This window comes from Paraburkholderia sp. RAU2J, from assembly GCF_003634845.1.
GTDB lineage: Bacteria > Pseudomonadota > Gammaproteobacteria > Burkholderiales > Burkholderiaceae > Paraburkholderia > Paraburkholderia fynbosensis.
Genome location: NZ_RBXG01000001.1, coordinates 2,362,908 through 2,384,173 on the forward strand (window position 1 = coordinate 2,362,908; position 21,266 = coordinate 2,384,173).

Consider the following 21,266-nt stretch of genomic DNA (forward strand, 5'->3'; position numbering starts at 1 on the left):
CAGCGCGATCGCAGGCCGGAGCAAACCGGTCATCACATGGCATGAGGTTGGGAACCGCCCCTTGAGTCACGGGACATGCGCGGCAAAGCGCGCGCATGTCCACTTCTGCGCGTCCTAAACCCCGGTCGTTTTGAACGCTGCGCTCGCACCGGTCCGATCCTCGTCGCCCAAAACTTTCGCGACATGTGCCCGCGCCGTTCCATTTGCTTCGCGCGCGACGCTCAGGCGGAACTGCTTGCAGCCCAACCATAGCAGTCCGATCGCGAGCAGCGTTGCAAGCAGGTTGACGATCGACATCGACATGCCCACCATTTTGGGCGAGCCAAATACCTTATCGGTCAGCAATGCCACCAGCGTCGTGCCGATTCCCAGTGCGATAAGATTTGAAATCAGCAGGAACACCGCTGAAATCTGCGCGCGCATCTGATTGGGCGCGAGGGTCTGCATGGCGGCGGTGGAAGTCGGCATCGGGAACGATGCGAAGAACATCGCGATCACGAGCAAGCCTAGCGACACCGTCAGACTGCTCACCTGCGTGAACACGACAGCGGGCACCAGCATACCGATTGCGCCGATCGTGCCCGCCAGCATCGGACCGTCGGTACGGCCCTTCGTCATCAGCCAGTCGTTGAGCCAGCCGCCGCAGAACACGCCGGTGGTATTCGCGATCAGCAGGATCGCGCCGAGCGTGTAGCCGGCTTCGACCGGCGACAGTCCGAAATGGCGAATATAGAATGCGGGCGTCCAGCTCATCAGGCAAAACAGCGTCATCGCGTAGAACGAGAAGCCCAGGTAGTGGCATGCGAAGGTTTTGCCGTGCTCGCGGATGAATCGCAGCGAATCGATCATCGACACGCGCTTCGCCTCGCCTGCGCTGTCTCGCACGAGGCCTTTGCGTTGCGGATCCCGCACCGTCAGAATGAAAAGCAGCGCCACCAGAAAGCCGGGCAGGCCGACGATCAGGAACGTCAGTTGCCATGAGCGCACGTCGCCGAGCAGCGGAACGGTCGTGGTGGCCACCTGCTTGAGCAGGTTGATCACATAGCCGCCGATCAGAAACGCCATTCCTCCGCCGATAAACGAGCCGAGCGAATAGATGCCCACCGCGCGGCCGAGTTTCTCCTTGGGAAAGTAGTCGCTCAGCATCGAATAGGTGCCGGGAGACAACGCCGCTTCGCCGACCCCGACGCTCAGCCGTGCCAGGAACATCTGCGCGAAGTTCTGGCTGACGCCGCACGCGGCCGTCGCGAGACTCCATAGCGCAATCCCCGTCGCAATGATGCGCGGCCGTGCGAAGCGGTCCGCGAGATACGCGAGCGGCATGCCCATCACCGCGTAGAAGAGTGAAAACGCAAAGCCTTGCAGAAGACTGAACTGCGTGTCGCTCAGATGCAGGTCCTTCTTGATCGGCTCGATCATCAGCGCGAGCACCTGGCGGTCGACAAAGGAAAATACATACGCAAGCATGCAAATCAACACCACGTACCATTCATACGTGTAGCGCCTGCTCACGGGCGTGCTGCTCGTTGATGTGGCCATTCGGTTTCTCCAGTATTCGGGGTTCAGCCGTGAGGGACGGCGACGTGCGCTGTCACGCAGCGTGAAGGGCCACCACCGGGCGGTCCGGAAATGCAGCGTACGTAAACAAATTTCCGGAACATATGCGCAATGCCTTCAGCGACATTGCCGCTTCTCCCTAACCGGCTAAAGCTTTCCCCAGGAGACAGGTCGCCGGCCCGCGCCCCACAAGGCTCGAACCCATGGAGCGCGGTGCGCGCGACGAGTTATGCGCGCTATCTATAAGTGTTATATCGGTGAATTGATCGACGGTCGAAATTGGTCTTTCTAGACTCGCCTCGTTTTTCTGATTCATCGAAACACACGATGAATCACGGAGAGCAGTCGCGCCGTGTCCACAGGAATGCACGGCACAAAAAAACAATTTCTCGCCGGGATCACAGGAATGACCAACTGGAAGTGGAGCGCGGCGCTGCTTTGCGTGGCAGCGGCACCCGTGCTAGCGCAATCGAGCGTGACCTTGTACGGACGGGTCGATACGTCGATCGAATTGACGAACTTCGGTCCCTCGCATGCGGTGCGGATGGGTAGCGGCGATATCTTCGCCACCCAGTTCGGCCTGAAGGGGACGGAAGATCTCGGGGGCGGCTATCGCGCGATCTTCAAGCTCGAAAACGGCTTTAATTCGGCCACCGGCGCACTCGGCAACAACGGCGCCCTGTTCGGCCGGGAAGCGTGGGTCGGTTTGACGGGGCCGTTTGGCACAATGCAAGCCGGCGTGAATTACACGGTGCTGCATACGTCGTTCATCACGTACAGCTTGCCCGGCAACGGCGCGGGTCTTGCGTGGGGCAATGCCGCGAATAACTTCGTCGGACCCGCATTTCTGCGCGTGAACAACTCGATACGCTATGTGTCGCCGCGTATCGGCGGGGTGGTGCTGAAGGCGATTGCCGCGCGTGGCGCGAACGGTGCATCCAATTTGCCATCGACGCTCGGCGATACCTATGGCGCGTCGCTCAATTATGTTCAGGGCGCTTTGTCCGTCGATCTCGACTACATGCAACAGACTTTCAGCCCCGCGAGTGCCGCAGCGTTGAATGCAAGCAGTCAGACGGCAGCGGGGAATTACGCGCTGGGTGGGATCTCGTACGACTTTGGCTTCATCAAGCCGGCGTTTATCTATATGCGGCATCGCGGCGGCCCGGACGTCGCGACGGCCGTCACCGCGGCGTATTCGAATCCGCACAATGACCTGTTCGAACTCGACGCGACGGTTCCGCTCGGACGCGCGCTCGTGTTGCTGAGCTACGGCCATTACCGCAAGGTCACGGACAGCGAAGGCAATGCCGACTCGTTCGGTGTGCGAGTCGATTACCCGCTGTCCAAACGCACGGTGCTCTATACGGGCGCCGCGATGGTTCGCAACGGCGAGCACGCATCGTTCACCGTCAACGGGGCGGCAGGCGGCGGCATGCCGGTCGCCAAGCCCGGAGCGACCGCGAGTTCGGTGGTCGCCGGCATCCTCACGTCGTTCTGAGCAGGCCGCCGTACAGCGTTATGACGCGTCGGGCGGTGTCTCGCCCGGAACCTCGGTCGGTGTGCCGAGCCAACTGTCGAAAGGCTCGCGTGCGCCGATGCGGAACAGTTCCATCAATAGGCCGCGTAGCCAGCGATGGCCGGGGTCTGCGTCAAAACGGCGATGCCAGTACGCATTGACGGGCCACATGCCGGCGTCGTCGATTTCGAACACGGCGTAATCGCCGAGCGTCGAAAACGCGCGTGCCACCGTGCGCGGCAGAATCAGCGCGTAGTCGCAGCGGCTGAGTATCGCCGGGACGACCATGAAATTCGGCACCGCGATTCGCACGCGCGACGCGAGGCCGTTGCGTTCGAGCAGTTCGGTGGCCTGCGAATGCGACGTGACCGCGATGAATCGCAGGCCGGCAGGCGCATTCGCGCTCAGCGTAAAGTGCTCGTCGAGAGCGAGCCGCTCGGCGACGCGGCGCGGCGTCAGCAGCACATAGCGTTCGTGCAGCAGCTCGCTGTGATGAAAGTGACTCGACGCATGCGGAAAATAGCCGAGTGCGAAATCGATGCGGCCGGATTCGAGCGCGACGTTGAACTGGCTGTCGTCGATCTGATGGGTTTCGATGACGACGCCTGGCGCGCGCGTATCGAGTTCGCGCATCAGCGTCGGCAGGAATGCGCTTTCGGCGAAATCGCTCATATGCAGACGGAAAACGCGCCGCGACGTGGACGCACTGAATTGCGCACTCTCATCGAGCATCTCTTGCAGAATCCGCAGCACGCGGTCGATCGAACCGGCGAGCCGTTGTGCACGCGGCGTCGCCTCGACGCCGCCCGGCGTGCGCACGAAGAGCGCGTCGCGAAATACCAGGCGCAATCGGCTGAGTGCATGACTGACCGAAGGCTGCGTGATGCCGAGTCGCAGCGCCGCCCGGCCCACATTCTTTTCGACGTGAACGGCGTGAAATGCCTTCAGCAGATTCAGATCGAGATCCTGTACGCGCAGTGTGTCGCTGGGGTCCGTTGCGCTCAGAGGCAACAGTTCGCTGGCATGAAGCAGCGGCACGGACGGGTCACTCTGCGCTGACATGGCGAGCAACGTGAAGCTGACGGGGGATCAATTGCACTTGCGCTGCCGTGCGGGTGGCCGACGGCAAACACCCGAAGCGCCGCGTATAGGCCTTGGCGAAATGCCCAAAGCTGTGCACGCCGTGCTCGACGAAGATATCCGTCACCGAGCGATCCGGCGCCGCCCGCAGCGCGCGATGCACGGCTTCCAGCCTGCGTTCGCGGATATAGCCGCCTGGCGAGATCTGTAGAAATTGCGTGAAGCCGTTCTGCAGCGTGCGAGGCGATACGCCGGCTTCGCGCGCCAGCGTGTCGAGCCGCAGCGGCTCGTCGAGATGCGAGTGAATGTAATCGCGCGCGCGGCGCACATGCACCGGTAACGGTGCCGAGGTCGCCCTGGCGAGCGCGGCGCTGTACGAATGGGGCAACTGGCTCAGCAGCACGGAGGCGAGCCACTGGGTGAAGTCGTTGCCGAACATGCGCTCATGCGCGGGTTCGTCGAATTGATCGCAGAGCGTGCACAAATAACGCAGCGTCGATAGAAAGATGGCGGCGCCTGGGTGCGCGGCCGGCACCGCGAGGTCAAAGATGAGCGGCTGCCTGATGCTGTCGTTCAGCATGTCCGCGAGTTTGACTTCGAGTGCGCGGCGCTCGATTCTCAACAACAGGTTGCGGCATTCCCGATCGGTAACAATACGGCTCGCGCGTTGCGGGGACGACACGCTGAGGCCGCCCGCGCGCAATGCGACTCGCTCGCCGTCCGACTGCAGCGAACATTGTCCGCTCAGTGTCGTGCGGAACAGATAGTGATCGCCGAGATCGCCGGCGTCGATTTGCGTTTCGCTGCCGTAATGCAACTCCAGCAAGCTCGTCTGGTGCAGCGCCACGCCGTACAACTCAGCGTTCAACGGCCCGTGCCCGGCCACTTCCATCCTGTGCGGACAAAGCACCTGCGACACCTCGCGTTCGACATCCTCGCGGCCATGCGATGCGACAAGACGGTTGCGGTGTTTGCGTGAAATCGCGATTTCCATTCAGGGGCCTCGAAACGTATAGCGCCAGGCAGGTGCCCCGGGGATGATGCGTCGTTCAATTTAATCGTGCAAGAACGGATCGACCCGGATGCCGCGTCGCGGACAACATTGTTTCGTTGTGCAATGAGTTGCCGGATTTGAATGCGGATTGCGCGAGATGAAGCGCCGCAGATTCGCCGGCCACGTAATCTGACAGTTATCGAAACAGGGGGAATGACGATGAATGTCTGCGTACTGGGCGGCGGTCACGGATGCTATGCGGCGGTGGTCGATTTACTGGAGAAGGGGCATCGTGTGACATGGTGGCGGCGCGATACGGCGTCGGCCGTGCAGTTGCGCGAGCGCGGCGCACTGCGTGTGAAGGATTTTCGCGGCGAACGCCAGGTGCCGGTGGGCGACGGGCAGGGCGCGGTGCGGATCGTCGAGCGGCTGGACGACGGCGTGCGGGGCGCGAGCCTGATCGTCATTCCGTTGCCTTCGACGACGCACGAGGCGCTCGCGGTCCAGCTTGCGCCGCTCCTTGCCGACGATCAGGTGGTATTCCTGCCGCCGGGCACCTTTGGCAGCTACGTGTTCGCGAAGGCGATGCACGAGAGCGGCAACGCCGCCCGAGCCGCGTTCGCCGAAACGGGGACGCTGCCGTACCTGGCCCGCAAGCATGGCGACGATCGCGTCGTGATCAGTGCGTACGCCACGCGCCTGCCGACTGGCGTGTTTCCCGGAGCGTTTTCGGATTGGGCGTTGGCGGTGCTCGAGGCGGCTTATCCGTGCGTCGAACGGATCGAGGATGCGCTAAGCGGTGCGTTGATGAACGCGGGACCGGTGATCCATCCGCCGCTGATCATGATGAATGCGGGCCCGCTGGAGCATTTCGACGCATGGGACATTCACAATGAAGGCACGCAACCGTCGATCCGCCGTGTGACGAACGCACTCGACGCGGAACGTATGGCGGTGCGCGAAGCCTTCGGCTATGGCGCGCCGCATTTCCCGCTCGCCGATCACTACGCGCCGGACGGCGACGAGTGGATGTACGGGCGCGGTGCGCACGGCAAGCTGACCGACAGCGGCGACTGGCGCGAGGATATCGATCTGAAGACGCATCGGTACATGCTCGAAGATACGCGGCTCGGTTTGTCGCTACTGGTGTCGGCCGGGCGTTGGGCGGGCGTGGCGACGCCGGTCGCCGAGGGCCTGCTGAATATCGCGTCTGCGGTCTCGGAGCGCGATCTTTATGGCGAGGGACGCACGTTCGAGCAACTGGGCATCGCGTCCCTGTCGCGCGATGCGCTGACCACGCTCCTGAAGCGAGGCATCGCGTGATGCGCGGCTCCGATCCGATTCGGGAGGTGCATATTCTCGGGGCCGGACGCATGGGACAAGGCATGGCGCTGGCTTTCGCCTATGCCGGCCTGGGCGTCACGCTGATCGACTTCAAGACGCGCCATGCCGACGCGCGTGCAGCGTTTGCGGCCGCAGCACGCGGCGAGATTGCGCGGCAAATGCGCACGCTGGTGAGCCTCGCGCGTATCACCGATGCGCAAGCCGAAGAAGCGCTGGCGCGCATCGTCGTGGTGGATCGCGAGGGCGCGCGGGTAGCGCTTGGCGAAAGCGCGATCGTATTCGAAGCGGTGCCGGAAGTCATCGAAGCGAAACAGGCCGCCTTCGACTGGCTTTGCGAGCATGTCGACGCCACGACTTTGATCGCATCGACTACGTCGACGTTTCTGGTTACGGAGTTACAACGTATCGTTGCGCATCCGGAGCGCGTACTCAATGCGCACTGGTTGAATCCCGCGCATCTGATGCCGCTGGTGGAGATCAGCCGTAGCGCGCAGACCACGGACAGCGCCGTACAAAGTGTCGTCGCACTGCTTAAGCGGGTCGGCAAGGTGCCGGTGGTGTGTGGGCCATCACCAGGGTATATCGTGCCGCGTATTCAGGCGCTGGCGATGAACGAGGCTGCGCGGATGGTCGAAGAAGGTGTGGCGAGCGCGGAAGATATCGACACCGCGATTCGCACCGGCTTCGGCCTGCGATTTTCGGTTCTGGGCCTGCTCGAATTTATCGACTGGGGTGGTTGCGACATTCTGTATTACGCATCGCATTATCTGGCCCGGCAAATCGATCCGCGCTTTTTGCCGGCGCAGCGGGTGGTCGATAACATGCGCGATGGCCGCGATGGATTACGCGACTCCCGCGGATTTTACGAATACGGGAATGTCGACGTGCAGGCTTATTTGCACCAGCGGATCGCCGAGTTCATGCGCGGGCTGGACAGTACGGGATTGGCGCCTGTCTTCAACGCTGCGCTTCCGCGTACGCCGGATCCGGCGCCTGCGTCCTGAATGACTGCCTCCGGGGGGCCGTCGATGACTTGGAGGCGGGAACTCGTGGAGCAGCGCGAGATGGGCTTCCCTCGGTTCTGCGCCGGCGGGTGTGCGTGGGTAATGAACGGCAGCAAAGAACGGCAGCAAAAAACCCCGCAGCGCAACGCATACGGGGCTTTTCGAGGCAAACTTGGAAAACGCTGGAAAGCGAGTTGGTCCCCCTGACAGGAATCGAACCTGTATCTAGCGCTTAGGAGGCACTTGTTCTATCCATTGAACTACAGGGAGATGGATACTTGCAATGGGAGGATCGGAGCCTTGCTGCTACTGGCTTCCGCCTTGTCCCGTGGGCGTTTCCGGCATTTCTGCTTCACCCTAAATGAAGCGCCATGACAGCCTGTGAGCCCTAGTTTATCCCCGTCTCCTCTACACTTTTGCTACAAATTGACCCTGTAGCACCGAAAAGTGATCTGGCACTGCTACAGTTTCTGAGACGGGGGAATCGCGGCTTCAATCCTGCAAATAGGCAGTCGCTGGCGTGCCCAGGTACGCCAGCGAGGGCAGAGTATAGCAAAACGTTCAGGACGAAAGGTGGTGCCGAGGCATGGGCACCGGAGAAGGAGGTCGAGATCGATCGGGGGTTGAATGCCGTCGACCCGGCGACTGTGACCGTCGGCGAGCTCGTCCGGAAGTACCGCGACGCGCGGGACGACTCGGGACGTGCGGTCGCGCCAAAATCGAATGAGCACTACATCCTCCAGCGCCTTGAGGACGCGTTCGAAAGTCACTTTGCATCGAAGCTCACGACGCAGCAGATAGTGAAATTTGCACAGGACCGTCGCAAGGCGCGCGCCGGCGGCTATACCGTGGACATGGACATTTCGAAGCTCGGGACGGTCCTGTGCCACATGGCATCACTGCTCGGCCTCACGTTGCCGGATGCCATCGGCGCGGCGCGGCCCACTCTCCACCATTTGCGACTCATCGACGCCGTCTGGCCGATCAACTCATTCCATTATTTCCGCAGCACGACTGCTATGTGGAAGTATTCTGCGGCGGTGCTGCGCTGTACTTCCTGCGGCCAATGCCAGCCCCCGTCGAGGTGATCAACGACATCAACGGCGAGCTGGTGAATCTGTACCGTGTCGTGCAGAACCATCTCGAAGAATTTGTGCGTCAGTTCAAGTACGCGATTTCGAGCCGGCAGGTGTTCAAATGGCACCAGCAGACGCTCCCGGAAACCCTCACCGATATCCAGCGCGCCGCGCGCTTCTACTACCTGCAGCAGCATGCTTTCGGCGGCAAGGTTGACGGCCAGACGTTCGGCACGGCGACGACCGTACCCTCGGTGAACCTCCTTCGTATCGAGGAGAATCTGTCGGCCGCGCATCTGCGGCTCGCAGGCGTGCATATCGAAAACCAGCCGTGGCACACCTGCGTCGAGCGGTACGACCGCCCGCACACCTTCTTCTATTGCGATCCGCCGTACTGGCAGACCGAAGGCTACGGCGTTGACTTCCCGTTTGAGAACTACGAACGGATGGCGTCGTTGATGCGTTCCTGCAAGGGAAAGATGATGGTGAGCATCAACGATCACCCGGACATCCGGCGAGCATTCGAGGGCTTTCCCATGCTCCGGCTGAATATCAAGTACAGCGTGAACAACACGAACGGTGGCCCGTCCTCCAGCCGCGAGCTGGTGATCACGAACTGGGAGCCTGGTACGCAGACCGGCGGTCTTTTCTAGTCGACCGCTACACGCGCCACGCTGGTCGCGCAAGTCGAGAAGAGTCAGAATCGTCAAATTTTGTCAGGCCGTCGCCGGGCTGCCAATGGGCCGTTACGATGTATTTTTTTAACATCCCGGCAAACCGATATGGATCACGGATCGCATGACGACTGTCCGTACTTTCTTCACTCGTCGCTTCGCCTGCATGCGATGGTGCATAAACCGCTCAACGCACCAGCAATGCCAGCCCGCGAGACCTACTGCAGCCACATGCAGATGCTCTGCCAGCGGGCGGATGGCGAACGCCTCATCTGCACCTACCTGAGCCCGCTTGACGCGGTCATGGGATCGCGGGGCCTGAGCGGCGACGATCATTTCTGGCCGATTGATCTGCGGTGCGTCGACACCCGTCAATTCATCGAACAGAACGGTGGCCTGTCGATCTCCGTGAACTACGCTTACGCGGCCGACCGCAAACGCCTGCTCGTGGACCGGCACGGTCATCCGATGATGGTCTATACCGGTGACACATTCGAGGTGCCAGAGGACCAACGCGACCACTTCAGCATCCGGTTTTCCGAACGCGTGCCCGAGCGGATCATGGATGTCTATCTGAGAGCCGGCCTGTCGAATTTCGCGGAGACGCTCGCTGAAATGGATCACTGGTCGGCCGCACAGATCGCTGACGCCCAAGATCAGGCGCTGGCCAGGATGCCGAAGACGGTTCACGTCGATGACGTCGGCAAGACATCGATGGACCAATGCGCCGTATACGACCCGGAGTCGGGCGAGTGGACGTTCGTAGACATTTAGGAGGACGCATGAAGCGCTATTTCATTGTGCTGGGCGACAAGACAACTGCCGGTGGCGTAGTAATTCAGGGAGAAGAGTCCTGCACGAATCATGGAAAACCATTGGCTTATCACGGCGCGCAGGTGTATTGCCATGCCTGCAAGACAACCGGCTATATCTGCAACATCCCACCCTATCGTCCGATGGTGCTGAGGGGCAAGCAGGTCGCGCTCGAAAACGATATTTGCCTTTGCAAGTGCGAGCCGCCACCGAGGCTGATTGCATCGCAAAATACTTCGTCAATGTCCTTCGATTCCGGCGAACTCGCAGCGATGGGATATACGTCCAACGGTACACGCATCTTGCAGGCGGCAGCAGACGCCCTATACGACGAACAGTTCACGCTGACAGACAGCGTAGGGACTCCGCTGCCTAATACCTACTACACGATCATCAGGCCGGGCGACGTACTGCACGGGACGACAGATTCACAGGGGCGCACGGCGCGTTACCAGACAAACGGTGCGCAGCATATTTCCATTCACTTAGGCCATAGACAGGAGGCTTGATGTCTCAACCACTTGCTACCGTATTGACGAACACCGATCCAAACTCTTGCGTAACGGCATGTACCCCGAGGACGGGCAAACCTTGGCAAGCTACTAATCAATGCCTGACATTCTTGGCCGTATGGGAAAGTGGTGTCTTGAATGGCATAAATTTTCGGCACCGCCATGTTACGGAAGGGATGATTTTGCAGGTCTACCCAGACAACGTCGGCCTGCCCACAGTCGGTTGCGGACATCTAATCGTTCCTGAAGACCATCTGCACCTCGGCGACACTATCAGCCTTACACGTGCACGGGATTTGTTCCGGCGAGATTTACGTAGGATAGAGCATGCGGTCAAGACAAAAGTAAATGTCCCGCTATTTCAGCACGAGTACGATGCCCTCGTCTCGATAGTCTTTAATTGTGGTCCGGGCCAAGGAGCCGATGGTATTGCGCAGCAGGTAAATTCTGGTGATTATGACGGAACCCCCGACTTCATCTTGTCTTACAGATCGGATTCTCACCATCACGCTAGGCGCGTCACAGAGGCCAATCTCTTTTCCCACGGAATATATGATGCAAGCCATTAGAAAGATCCTTCCGCTTGTTGCTGGTTTATTTTTTGCGCATGCAAACGCAGCGCCAGCTGTTGACTCGGAATGTTTGAATCACCTTGGTGGTGGGCAAGGAGACGTCGAGTGTTACGGGGCATTGACGAACGAACTCGTTACAGATAGCAAAGCGACGTATCAGAAAATTGCGAAGACAATCCCAAAGGGAAATCCTAATTCAGCTAGACTCGCGGCTTATAGTGCCACGCAAAATCGCGAAATACAGTTCTGCAAGCTAAAAATGCAGGCGCCGTCAGGATGGGCACCTGACTCGTCTGCCCCGTTGTTAAATATGTACGATGCGATATATGCGGAGTGTGTTTACGACGTAAGAAAAAACGAAAATAATTTTCTTCATGACGTTTTGAACGCTATCAGCAGATAAGGGAGGCGGGCGTCTTGTGCATGGGAGCTAACATTCGCCCATCCCCTTTGACTGAGACTGTCCGGTTCCGGGGTATTGATCAAGCCGCCTGCGTGATGCTCGGATCTTGGAAAATTAAAACAGATTTTCTTGGGCGCGACGTTACGAGTTTGACTGCGGGGCGTATGCCAATTTTTGCTTGCTTGAACGGAGGACTTAAGAAGGCACCAGAGCATGGCATCAAATCAAACCGCCAAGCGCTTGATGCAAAATGACTTTGGGCGTCCCAATTCGACCGCGTTGGGTCATGCGATCTTCACAGTGCGGCCGCTAGGAAGGTTTCTGTTCGTTGCGATGGCTCTCGTTGAAAAAGGTCACCGCAAATAATCGGTGAAGGAGAGCCGGGCGGCTCAGTCAGGCGGCAGTCGTAATCCACCTTCGTTTCTAAATTGGGATGCTAGTATTGCAGTAAGTCGCCACCCAGTTCGAAATCGTGTGATTCGAATAGCTTCCAGGTTAAAAAAGAGACACAAACAGATGCGCAAAATGCGTGTGCCTGCATCTCCCTCTGAGCGGCTCGGCTCTCTCGCTCACCACTCTCATACTCCTCGTATCTATCCATCAGGAACTTGCTTTCCTTCTCATGCGCCTCACGCAATAGCTCCGTCGGTCGGACGCACTTAGGAGAGGCCCGGTTCCTCGCGGAGGATCAGGTCGTGAATCATCACGACCAGATCCGGATGAAGAGTCATCGTTTCGCTAGAGCGTGGATGACCTCCTGATGCTGTTCGTAAACGCCCAGCCCAGCCAGAAAATGAAACGGCCCAGCGGCATTTTGCCTGCTGGGCCGTACGCATCGCCGCGGACGTTTCACCGCAAGGGCGCATTCATTTCGCCCCGCCGAATGAATCGAGCCGGCTCAGAACTCCACCACCGCGAATTCCGCCTTGCTCACATCGCACAGCGGGCAGCGCCAGTCTTCCGGAATGGCGGCGAAACGCGTGCCCGGCGCGATGCCTTCTTCGGGCAGCCCTTCTTCCTCGTTGTAGATCCAGCCGCAAATCAGGCAGACCCAGCTCTTGTATTCAATCACTTCAATGACTTCGCTCACGACGCACTCTTCTCTAGTTCAATGCAAAGGCCCGCGTAGTCTGCCCCTTTTTTGGGCAGCGCGGCGACCCGCAATATTACCGGAATTTGTCAATCCGACCGCGAACTACCGGTGCGGCGCCGCCGCAACGCGTCTGAGACATCTCCGACCCCACTGAACGGACCGCACGAGCTACAGCGTGTATGCTCTGATCCGCAGCTATTCGATTGGACATGCGCGTGAGGCGTCTCGCACGGAATGCGACGATCGGTCCCATGCGATGGGGCATCACCGTCGTCGGCAGCGTCCATGCAGGACTTTCGTTTCCCTGGTAAAGGAGAACAACGATGTTGACGAACAAATGGTTGGCCGGTGCCGCCCTGGCCGGATTGCTGGCGGTATCGGGAGCGGCGCAGGCCGCCGGCGTGTCCTTCGTGCAGCCGAAGGACGGGGCGACCGTCAGTAATCCCGTGCACGTCGTATTCGGCGTGGAAGGCATGAAGATCGCGCCGGCCGGCACGATGGCGGAAGGCACGGGCCACCACCATCTGCTGATCGACGGCAAGCCGCTGCCCAAAGGCGAAGTCATTCCGGCCAACGACAAGTCGCTGCACTTCGGCAAGGGCCAGACCGAAACCGATGTGACGCTGCCGCCGGGCGACCATACGCTGACGCTGCAATTCGGCGACGGCGCGCATCGCTCGTATGGGCCGGACATGAGCAAGACCATCACGGTGCACGTGAAGTAAGCCGCGCCGGCCCGGCCGGCTGGACTCGTGCAGCGGTAACCGGCTGGCGGGCCGCGCCAGCCGGCCATCACGCGGCTTGTGCAGATCATCGCGCCAGGCCTTGCCGTGATTGAGCCGCCGAATCGCCCAGGCGTTTGCCCCCGGCGGGCTTGTCTCCCGCGGGCGCCCAATCGGCCTATCTCTTCCGGCATACAGGCACCCGGCCGCGCGCCCGGTACAATGAGCAGTTCCGACTCATCGCTGTCTTCTCCAATTCTCCATGTCGCTTTATTCCATTACCGGCGCCCAATTGGCGTTCGGTCACGTCGCGTTGCTCGATCACGCGGATTTCTCTCTCGAAGCGGGTGAACGCGTTGGGCTGATCGGACGCAATGGCGCGGGCAAGTCGTCGCTGCTGAAGATCGTCGCCGACTTGGCGAAGCCCGACGACGGCCTCGTCTCGCGTCAACAGAATCTGAGCACGGTCTACGTGCCGCAGGAGCCCGAGTTCGACACCGACGACACCGTCTTCGACGCGGTCGCCGCCGGCCTCACGCACGCCCGCGCGCTGCTCGACGAATACGACGTGGTCGCCAACCAGCTCGCCGACGAGCCGGAAGGCGCCGGGCACGACGCGCTGATGGCGCGCATGAACACGCTGCAATCGTCGCTGGATGCGGCGGACGCGTGGAACTGGAGCACCCGCGTGGCCACCACGCTGCAGCAGATCGGCCTGAACGGCGAGGCGCGAGTCGGCTCGCTGTCGGGCGGCATGCAAAAGCGCGTGGCGCTGGCGCGCGCGCTGGTCGTGCAGCCCGACGTGCTGCTGCTCGACGAGCCGACCAACCACCTCGACTTCGACGGCATCCGCTGGCTCGAAGAGCTGCTGGTCTCGCTGCGCGCGGGTCTGCTCTTCATCACCCACGACCGCGCGTTTCTCGACCGCGTCGCCACGCGCATCGTCGAACTGGATCGCGGGCGTCTGCTGTCGTATCCGGGTAATTTCTCGGCGTACCAGACGCGCAAGGCGCAGCAACTCGAAATCGAGCGCGTCGAAAACGACAAGGCCGACAAGCTGCTCGCGCAGGAAGAAGTGTGGATCCGCAAGGGCGTCGAAGCGCGCCGCACGCGCAGCGTCGGCCGGATCGCGCGCCTCGTGGAAATGCGCCAGCAGCGCGCCGAGCGCCGCAACGTGCAGGGCAACGTCAAGCTCGACGTCGGCCAGGGCGAGAAGTCCGGCAAGATCGTCGCCGAGCTGACCGACGTGACCAAGCGCTACGGCTCGCGCACGGTGGTCGACAATTTCACGGCCACGGTGATGCGCGGCGACAAGATCGGCTTCGTCGGTCCGAACGGCGCGGGCAAGACCACGCTGCTGAAGATGATCCTCGGCGAACTGGCGCCGGACTCGGGCACGGTGCGCGTGGGCACCAACCTGGAGGTCGCGTATTTCGACCAGATGCGCGCGCGGCTCGATCTGGACAAGAGCCTCGCCGACACCATCAGCCCGGGCAGCGAATGGGTCGAAGTCAACGGCCAGAAGAAGCACGTCATGAGCTACCTCGGCGACTTCCTGTTCGCGCCGGAGCGCGCGCGTTCGCCGGTCAAGTCGCTCTCGGGCGGCGAGCGCAACCGGCTGTTGCTCGCACGTCTGTTCGCGCGGCCGGCCAACGTGCTGGTGCTCGACGAACCGACCAACGACCTCGACATCCCCACGCTCGAACTGCTCGAAGAACTGCTCACTGAGTACGACGGCACGGTGCTGCTGGTCAGCCACGACCGCGCGTTTCTCGATAACGTGGCGACCTCGGTGATCGCGTCGGAAGGCGCGGGCAAGTGGCGCGAGTATGTCGGCGGCTTCACGGACTGGCAGCTCCAGCGCGACCGCACGCAGCAGATGGCGTTGGATGCGCAGAAAGAGGCCGGCAAGGACGCGGCCAAAGACGCGGCGCCGGCCAAAGACAATGCCGCGGGCCGCAATGCGCAGCGCGCGGCGAAGCTGTCGTTCAAGGAGCAGCGCGAGCTGGACGCGTTGCCGGAGAAGATCGCCGCGCTCGAAACCGAGCAGAAGACCATCGGCGCGCAACTCGAAGACGGCTCGATCTTCGCCAAAGACGCGCAGGAAGGCACGCGTCTGACCGGGCGCTACGCGGCGATCGACGAAGAACTCCTGATCGCGCTCGAACGCTGGGACGAGCTGGAAAAGCGGCGTAAGTGAAGCAAAGGCCGCGCGGGCTCGGGGGCTGCGCGGCGGAACGCAGCACAGCGCGGCGACATAACGCGATGCGCTCCAGTGGGCGGTGCACTGCCTTGACGGCGCAACAGAAAGAAAGCGCGGCATAAGGGCCGCAGAAAATGCAGCTTGCGCGAGGCTCCGATAACCGTCACGCTTTGGCCACGGAACTGCCGCGCCGTGTGCTTCTGGTTGGTCCGTCGCGCGTGCCGCGCCTTATCCGGACGGCCAATCCTGCGCATCGTGAATTGCCGCCGTTATCGAAATCAGTAAAATACCCCGCGAACAGGCTTCCCCCGTGTTCGCACCGGCGTGCTCATGCGCGATGAACGCCGTCGAGCGCGCCAACGGAAAGCCGCGCGACAAAACAGCTTGCCCGCACCGCGGGCACCCCACCTAACCCCGTTGTTTCGTTTTGCTTTTTTTGAAAACTCAACGCATTGTCCACGGACCTGTCCACAGGACCTGTGGACAACGATGAACCGACGCACCCGAGTCAACCATGTCTACGAAAAAGCCAAACGCCGCGTATAGCGAAGCGTCGATCAAGGTGTTGAAGGGCCTGGAGCCGGTCAAGCAACGGCCCGGGATGTATACCCGCACCGAGAATCCGCTGCACATCATTCAGGAAGTCATCGACAACGCGTCGGACGAGGCCCTCGGCGGCCACGGCCGGCAAATCACGGTCACGCTGCACGCGGACCATTCGGTGTCGGTCGAAGACGACGGCCGCGGCATTCCGTTCGGCCTGCATCCCGAAGAAGGCGTGCCGGTCGTCGAAATCGTTTTCACGCGCCTGCACGCGGGCGGCAAGTTCGACAAAGCCGCCGGCGGCGCGTACACGTTTTCGGGCGGCCTGCACGGCGTCGGTGTGTCGGTCACCAACGCACTATCCACGCGGCTGGACGTTACCGTATGGCGCGACGGCAAAGTCGCCGAACTGAGTTTTGCCCACGGCGACGTCGCAAAGCAGCTCGAAGTGCGGCCCGCCACGAAAGGCGACAAGAAATCCGGCACGCGCGTCACCGCATGGGCCGATCCGAAATACTTCGACTCGCCGAACCTGCCGCTCGGCGAACTGCAACGCCTGCTGCGCTCGAAGGCGGTGCTGCTGCCGGGCGTCGAAGTCACGCTGATCAACGAGAAGACCGGCGAGCAGCAAAGCTGGAAATACGAAGACGGTCTGCGCGGCTATCTGCTCGAAGGCATGAACGGCAGCGACCTGCTGATCCCGCTGTTCGAAGGCGAGCGCTACGTCGAAAACTCGCGCGCGAGCGAAGAGACGTTCGCCGAGGGCGAGGGCGCCGCATGGGTCGTCGCGTGGAGCGAGGAAGGCACGCTGATGCGCGAGTCGTACGTCAACCTGATTCCGACGCCCGCGGGCGGCACGCACGAATCCGGTTTGCGTGACGGTCTATACCAGGCGGTCAAGAGCTTCGTCGAATTGCACAACCTGCAGCCGAAGGGCGTGAAGCTGCTCGCGGAAGACGTGTTCGCGCGGGTGTCGTTCGTGCTGTCGGCGAAGGTGCTCGATCCGCAGTTTCAAGGGCAGATCAAGGAACGCCTGAATAGCCGCGATGCGGTCAAGCTGGTGTCGTCGTTCGCGCGGCCGGCGCTCGAGTTGTGGCTCAATCAGCACGTCGAGCACGGCAAGAAACTCGCGGACCTCGTCATCAAGCAGGCGCAGGCGCGCACGCGCGCAGGCCAGAAGGTCGAGAAGCGCAAGAGCTCGGGCGTAGCCGTGTTGCCGGGCAAGCTGACCGATTGTGAATCGACGGAAATCGGCCGCAACGAACTGTTCCTCGTCGAGGGCGACTCGGCGGGCGGCTCGGCGAAGATGGGCCGCGACAAGGAATATCAGGCGATCCTGCCGCTGCGCGGCAAGGTGCTGAACACGTGGGAAACCGAGCGTGACCGCCTGTTCGCGAACAACGAGGTGCACGACATCTCGGTGGCGATCGGCGTCGATCCGCATAGCCCGGATGACAAGGTCGATCTGTCGAATCTGCGCTACGGCAAGATCTGCATTCTGTCGGACGCTGACGTCGACGGCTCGCACATCCAGGTGCTGCTGCTCACGCTGTTCTTCAAGCATTTCCCGCAACTGATCGAACGCGGCCATGTGTGTGTCGCGCGGCCGCCGCTGTTCCGCGTGGACGCTCCCGCGCGCGGCAAGAAGCCGGCGCAGAAGCTCTACGCGCTCGACGAAGGCGAACTCGAAGCGATCCTCGACAAGCTGACCAAGGACGGCGTGCGCGAATCGCAATGGTCGATCAGCCGCTTCAAGGGTCTCGGCGAAATGAGCGCGGAACAACTGTGGGACACGACGATGAACCCCGACACGCGGCGCCTGCAGCCGGTCGCATTGGGCGATCTCGACTACGACGCCACGGTCGCGCGCATGACGATGCTGATGGGCAAGGGCGAAGCGGCGTCGCGGCGCAGCTGGCTCGAAGAAAAGGGCAACGAAGTGGAAGCGGACATCTGAGCGCAGGTTCTTTAATCTGCCCAGCGCTCTGGGTTCGCACGAAAACTTCAAGCCAAACACGGATACGGAATCTAGATGGACGACGATAACACTCTCGACCTTTTCAACGAGCCGGCGCCCCCCGAAGGCGACTTTCTGACGCTCGGCAACTATGCGGAGCGCGCCTACCTCGAGTATGCGGTCAGCGTGGTCAAGGGCCGCGCGCTGCCGGATGTGTGCGACGGCCAGAAGCCGGTGCAGCGCCGCATCCTGTTCGCGATGAACGAGATGGGACTCGCCGACAATGCGAAGCCGGTCAAGTCGGCGCGCGTGGTCGGCGACGTGCTCGGCAAGTATCACCCGCACGGCGACCAGTCCGCCTATGACGCGCTGGTGCGTCTCGCGCAGGACTTTTCGATGCGCTATCCGCTGATCGACGGGCAGGGCAACTTCGGCTCGCGCGACGGCGACGGCGCGGCGGCGATGCGTTACACGGAAGCGCGTCTCACGCCGATCGCGAAACTGCTGCTTGGCGAAATCGACCAGGGTACGGTCGATTTCATGTCGAACTACGACGGCTCGTTCCAGGAGCCGAAGACGCTGCCCGCGCGTTTGCCGTTCGTATTGCTCAACGGCGCGTCAGGTATCGCGGTGGGTCTGGCGACGGAAATTCCATCGCACAATCTGCGCGAAGTCGCGGGCGCGGCAGTGGCGCTCATTCGCAATCCGAAGCTGTCGCATGCCGAGTTGATGCAGCACATTCCGGGTCCGGACTTCCCGGGCGGCGGCCAGATCATTTCGAGCGAAGCGGAAATCTCCGCGGCGTACGAAGCCGGCCGTGGCAGCCTGAAAGTGCGCGCGCGCTGGAAGATCGAAGAGCTCGCGCGCGGCCAGTGGCAACTCGTGATCACCGAACTGCCGCCGAATACGGCCGCGCAGAAGGTGCTCGAAGAAATCGAAGAACAGACCAACCCGAAGATCAAGCTCGGCAAGAAGACGCTCACGCCGGAGCAGCTGCAGACCAAGCAGACCATGCTGGCGCTCCTCGACGCGGTGCGCGACGAATCCGGCAAGGACGCGCCGGTGCGCCTCGTGTTCGAGCCGAAGTCGAGCCGTATCGACCAGACCGAGTTCGTCAATTCGCTGCTCGCGCATACGAGCCTCGAATCGAATGCGTCGCTGAACATGGTGATGGTGGGCGGAGATGGCCGTCCGCGTCAAAAGGGTTTGAGCGAAATCCTGCACGAGTGGATCGCGTTCCGCTTCGCGACGGTCACGCGCCGCACACGGCATCGCCTATCGAAGGTCGACGACCGGATTCACATCCTCGAAGGCCGGATGATCGTCTTTTTGAATATCGACGAAGTCATCCGCATCATTCGCGAGTCGGACGAACCGAAGGTCGCGCTGATGGCCGCGTTCGGCTTGTCGGATCGCCAGGCCGAGGACATTCTTGAAATCCGTCTGCGTCAGTTGGCGCGGCTCGAAAAGATCAAGATCGAGAAGGAGCTGTCCGAACTGCGCGACGAGAAGGCCAAGCTCGAAGAACTGCTCGGCAGCGAGTCGGCGATGAAGCGTCTGCTCATCAAGGAAATCGAAGCCGACGCGAAACAGTATGGCGACGAACGCCGCACGCTGATCCAGCAGGAAAAGCGCGCGACCTTCGAAGCGCGCGTGGTCGACGAACCGGTCACCGTGGTGGTGTCGCAGAGGGGCTGGGTGCGTGCGCTGAAGGGCCACGGTCTCGACGCGGCAGGCTTCACGTTCAAGGCAGGCGACGGCCTCTATGCGGCCTTCCAGTGCCGCACCCCCGACACGCTGGTCGCGTGGGGCAGCAACGGCCGAGTCTATTCGGTGGCGGTGGCGCTGCTGCCGGGCGGGCGTGGCGACGGCGTGCCGGTCACGTCGCTGATCGAACTGGAGTCGGGCAGCCACCTGATGCATTACTACGCGGCGTCCGCGGATCAGGCGTTGCTGCTCGCATCGAGCAACGGCTTCGGCTTCGTCGCGAAGGTCGGCGACATGGTGAGCCGCGTGAAGGCGGGCAAGTCGTTCATGACGATCGACGCCGGCGCCGCGCCGCTCGCGCCGATGCCGATGCTGCCGGATGCGACGCACATCGCGTGTCTGTCGTCGGGCGGGCGTCTGCTGGTGTTCGCGCTCGACGAGATGAAGACCCTCTCGGGCGGGGGGCGCGGCGTCACGCTAATGGCGCTCGACGACAACGAAACGCTGCTGCAGGCACTGGCGATCAACCATGCGGGTGTGGTGCTGATCGGTACGCGCCGTGGCGGCCGCATGGACGAAGAGAAGCTCGGCCCTGCCGCGCTCGCGCCGCATGTCGGCAAGCGCGCGCGCAAGGGACGCGCGCCGGAGAGCAAGATGAAGCTCGACGGTATGCGTCCGGTGCTGGCTTGATGAAGCTTGACGTTTAAACACGGCGGACGTCTGCTAGCATGCAGGCGCCCGCCGTGCGCAGTAAAAAAGTGCGTGCGAAGTAGCAGGGTCGGGGGAGCGGCGTCGTCGCGGCATCGGGCGCGCTGCAATAACAACTACAAAATCGACGGCAAAACCTCGGGCGTGCGGAACTGCGTGCATGACGCGCGGTCGAACGCGCTCAGTGGCCGCTGCCGGTATCAATCGTCCTAAGCGGTGCGGTGTCGTCGTCGGGAGAGGAAAACAACATGAACAAAGCTATCGAACTCGCACTCTTTCTGCATCTGCTCGCGGTCGCGGTGTGGGTGGGCGGGATGATCTTCGCGCATTTCTGTCTGCGTCCGGCCATTGCCGATCTGTCGCCGCAATTGCGCTTGCCGTTGTGGGAGTCGGTGTTCGGCCGCTTCTTCAATTGGGTCGCCGCCGCCGTGCTGGTGATTCTCCTGACCGGCGGCTTTCTGCTCATGCAGTTCGGCGGTGGTCACGCCACGTGGCCGTTGCATGCGATGGCGGGCCTCGGCATCGTGATGATGCTGATCTTCGGCCACATCCGCTTTGCCGTTTTCCCGCGCATCCGCCGCGCGGTGCAGGCGCAGAAATGGCCGGACGGCGCGCAAGCGGTGGGCACGGTACGACGTCTGGTGTTGATCAATATCGTGCTCGGCGTCGTGACGATCGGCGTCGCCGTGTTGTCGCGCGGGTTCTGAGGGCAGGGCTTGCCGGGGCGGTCGCGATGGTCGCTTCGGCTGTCGCTTCGATTATGGCGTCGCGGATTACCTCGTTGG

Annotated in this window: 18 protein-coding genes, 1 tRNA gene and 1 pseudogene; 14 read left to right on the plus strand and 6 right to left on the minus strand. The window is 61.7% G+C overall.

The genetic code is table 11. The annotated features are described in order from the left end of the window. Positions 1-114 precede the first annotated feature (114 nt). A complete protein-coding gene (locus B0G69_RS10840; protein WP_121316877.1) occupies positions 115-1,539 on the minus strand; it encodes an MFS transporter in 1,425 nt (474 codons plus the stop codon). Positions 1,540-1,963: 424 nt separating this feature from the next. Here B0G69_RS10840 and B0G69_RS10845 point away from each other — a divergent pair, with 424 nt between their 5' ends. Continuing rightward, complete coding sequence (locus tag B0G69_RS10845; protein WP_121319300.1) at positions 1,964-3,058, plus strand: porin; 1,095 nt, start codon at positions 1,964-1,966, stop codon at positions 3,056-3,058. 18 nt (positions 3,059-3,076) lie between these two features. On the opposite strand, the gene B0G69_RS10850 is transcribed toward B0G69_RS10845, so the two are convergent. Both B0G69_RS10850 and B0G69_RS10855 read right to left on the minus strand, forming a co-directional pair. Next, positions 3,077-4,138 carry a LysR family transcriptional regulator gene (locus tag B0G69_RS10850; protein WP_121316878.1) on the minus strand — a complete coding sequence of 354 codons (1,062 nt, stop codon included), beginning with the start codon at positions 4,136-4,138 and terminating at the stop codon, positions 3,077-3,079. Beyond that, positions 4,122-5,150: an AraC family transcriptional regulator gene (locus tag B0G69_RS10855; protein WP_121316879.1), complete on the minus strand. Its 1,029-nt coding sequence runs from the start codon at positions 5,148-5,150 to the stop codon at positions 4,122-4,124. The genes B0G69_RS10850 and B0G69_RS10855 overlap by 17 nt, the downstream gene beginning before the upstream one ends. A gap of 219 nt (positions 5,151-5,369) precedes the next feature. Between B0G69_RS10855 and B0G69_RS10860 the strand changes: the two genes are divergently transcribed. Then, the gene (locus tag B0G69_RS10860; protein ID WP_121319302.1) at positions 5,370-6,473 is read left to right on the plus strand and encodes an NAD/NADP octopine/nopaline dehydrogenase family protein; all 1,104 of its coding nucleotides are present in this window, start codon (positions 5,370-5,372) and stop codon (positions 6,471-6,473) included. Next, entirely contained in the window at positions 6,473-7,498 is a 1,026-nt protein-coding gene (locus B0G69_RS10865; protein ID WP_121316880.1) for a 3-hydroxybutyryl-CoA dehydrogenase, read from the plus strand. Before B0G69_RS10860 ends, B0G69_RS10865 begins: the two co-directional genes overlap by 1 nt. 195 nt (positions 7,499-7,693) lie before the next feature. Here the strand turns inward: B0G69_RS10865 and B0G69_RS10870 are convergent. After that, positions 7,694-7,768 (minus strand) — tRNA-Arg (locus B0G69_RS10870). A gap of 213 nt (positions 7,769-7,981) precedes the next feature. Between B0G69_RS10870 and B0G69_RS10875 the strand changes: the two are divergent. The 6 genes and pseudogenes from B0G69_RS10875 to B0G69_RS40625 form a co-directional block, all read left to right on the plus strand. Continuing rightward, positions 7,982-8,466 (plus strand): annotated as a pseudogene (locus tag B0G69_RS10875) (site-specific integrase); the annotation flags it as partial. 8 nt (positions 8,467-8,474) lie between these two features. Continuing rightward, the gene (locus B0G69_RS10880; protein ID WP_121319304.1) at positions 8,475-9,227 is read left to right on the plus strand and encodes a DNA adenine methylase; all 753 of its coding nucleotides are present in this window, start codon (positions 8,475-8,477) and stop codon (positions 9,225-9,227) included. A 222-nt stretch (positions 9,228-9,449) separates the two neighbouring features. Then, positions 9,450-10,022: a hypothetical protein gene (locus tag B0G69_RS10885; protein WP_241991302.1), complete on the plus strand. Its 573-nt coding sequence runs from the start codon at positions 9,450-9,452 to the stop codon at positions 10,020-10,022. 8 nt (positions 10,023-10,030) lie between these two features. After that, complete coding sequence (locus tag B0G69_RS10890; RefSeq protein ID WP_121316882.1) at positions 10,031-10,570, plus strand: PAAR domain-containing protein; 540 nt, start codon at positions 10,031-10,033, stop codon at positions 10,568-10,570. Positions 10,571-11,125: 555 nt separating this feature from the next. Continuing rightward, the gene (locus B0G69_RS40620) at positions 11,126-11,548 is read left to right on the plus strand and encodes a hypothetical protein (protein ID WP_147440720.1); all 423 of its coding nucleotides are present in this window, start codon (positions 11,126-11,128) and stop codon (positions 11,546-11,548) included. 20 nt (positions 11,549-11,568) lie between these two features. Then, on the plus strand, positions 11,569-11,802 hold the full coding sequence (locus B0G69_RS40625) for a hypothetical protein (RefSeq protein WP_147440721.1): 234 nt from the start codon (positions 11,569-11,571) through the stop codon (positions 11,800-11,802). Positions 11,803-12,446: 644 nt separating this feature from the next. Here the strand turns inward: B0G69_RS40625 and B0G69_RS10905 are convergent. Beyond that, the gene (locus B0G69_RS10905; RefSeq protein WP_042327611.1) at positions 12,447-12,638 is read right to left on the minus strand and encodes a rubredoxin; all 192 of its coding nucleotides are present in this window, start codon (positions 12,636-12,638) and stop codon (positions 12,447-12,449) included. Between the two features lie 326 nt (positions 12,639-12,964). Here B0G69_RS10905 and B0G69_RS10910 point away from each other — a divergent pair, with 326 nt between their 5' ends. Next, on the plus strand, positions 12,965-13,366 hold the full coding sequence (locus B0G69_RS10910) for a DUF4399 domain-containing protein (protein WP_121316885.1): 402 nt from the start codon (positions 12,965-12,967) through the stop codon (positions 13,364-13,366). 259 nt (positions 13,367-13,625) lie between these two features. Beyond that, positions 13,626-15,563 (plus strand): ATP-binding cassette domain-containing protein, encoded by a 1,938-nt coding sequence (locus tag B0G69_RS10915; RefSeq protein ID WP_121316886.1) that lies wholly within the window; start codon positions 13,626-13,628, stop codon positions 15,561-15,563. Positions 15,564-15,894: 331 nt separating this feature from the next. On the opposite strand, the gene B0G69_RS42690 is transcribed toward B0G69_RS10915, so the two are convergent. Beyond that, a complete protein-coding gene (locus tag B0G69_RS42690) occupies positions 15,895-16,026 on the minus strand; it encodes a hypothetical protein (RefSeq protein WP_277873537.1) in 132 nt (43 codons plus the stop codon). Positions 16,027-16,080: 54 nt separating this feature from the next. On the opposite strand from B0G69_RS42690, the gene B0G69_RS10920 reads away from it, so the two are divergent. From B0G69_RS10920 to B0G69_RS10930, 3 genes are all read left to right on the plus strand, one after another. After that, positions 16,081-18,066, plus strand: a complete 1,986-nt coding sequence (locus B0G69_RS10920) for a DNA topoisomerase IV subunit B (protein ID WP_121316887.1) — start codon at positions 16,081-16,083, stop codon at positions 18,064-18,066. A gap of 75 nt (positions 18,067-18,141) precedes the next feature. After that, on the plus strand, positions 18,142-20,463 hold the full coding sequence (gene parC, locus B0G69_RS10925) for a DNA topoisomerase IV subunit A (protein ID WP_121316888.1): 2,322 nt from the start codon (positions 18,142-18,144) through the stop codon (positions 20,461-20,463). Between the two features lie 266 nt (positions 20,464-20,729). Beyond that, positions 20,730-21,188: a CopD family protein gene (locus B0G69_RS10930; protein ID WP_121316889.1), complete on the plus strand. Its 459-nt coding sequence runs from the start codon at positions 20,730-20,732 to the stop codon at positions 21,186-21,188. The last annotated feature ends 78 nt before the right edge of the window (positions 21,189-21,266 follow it).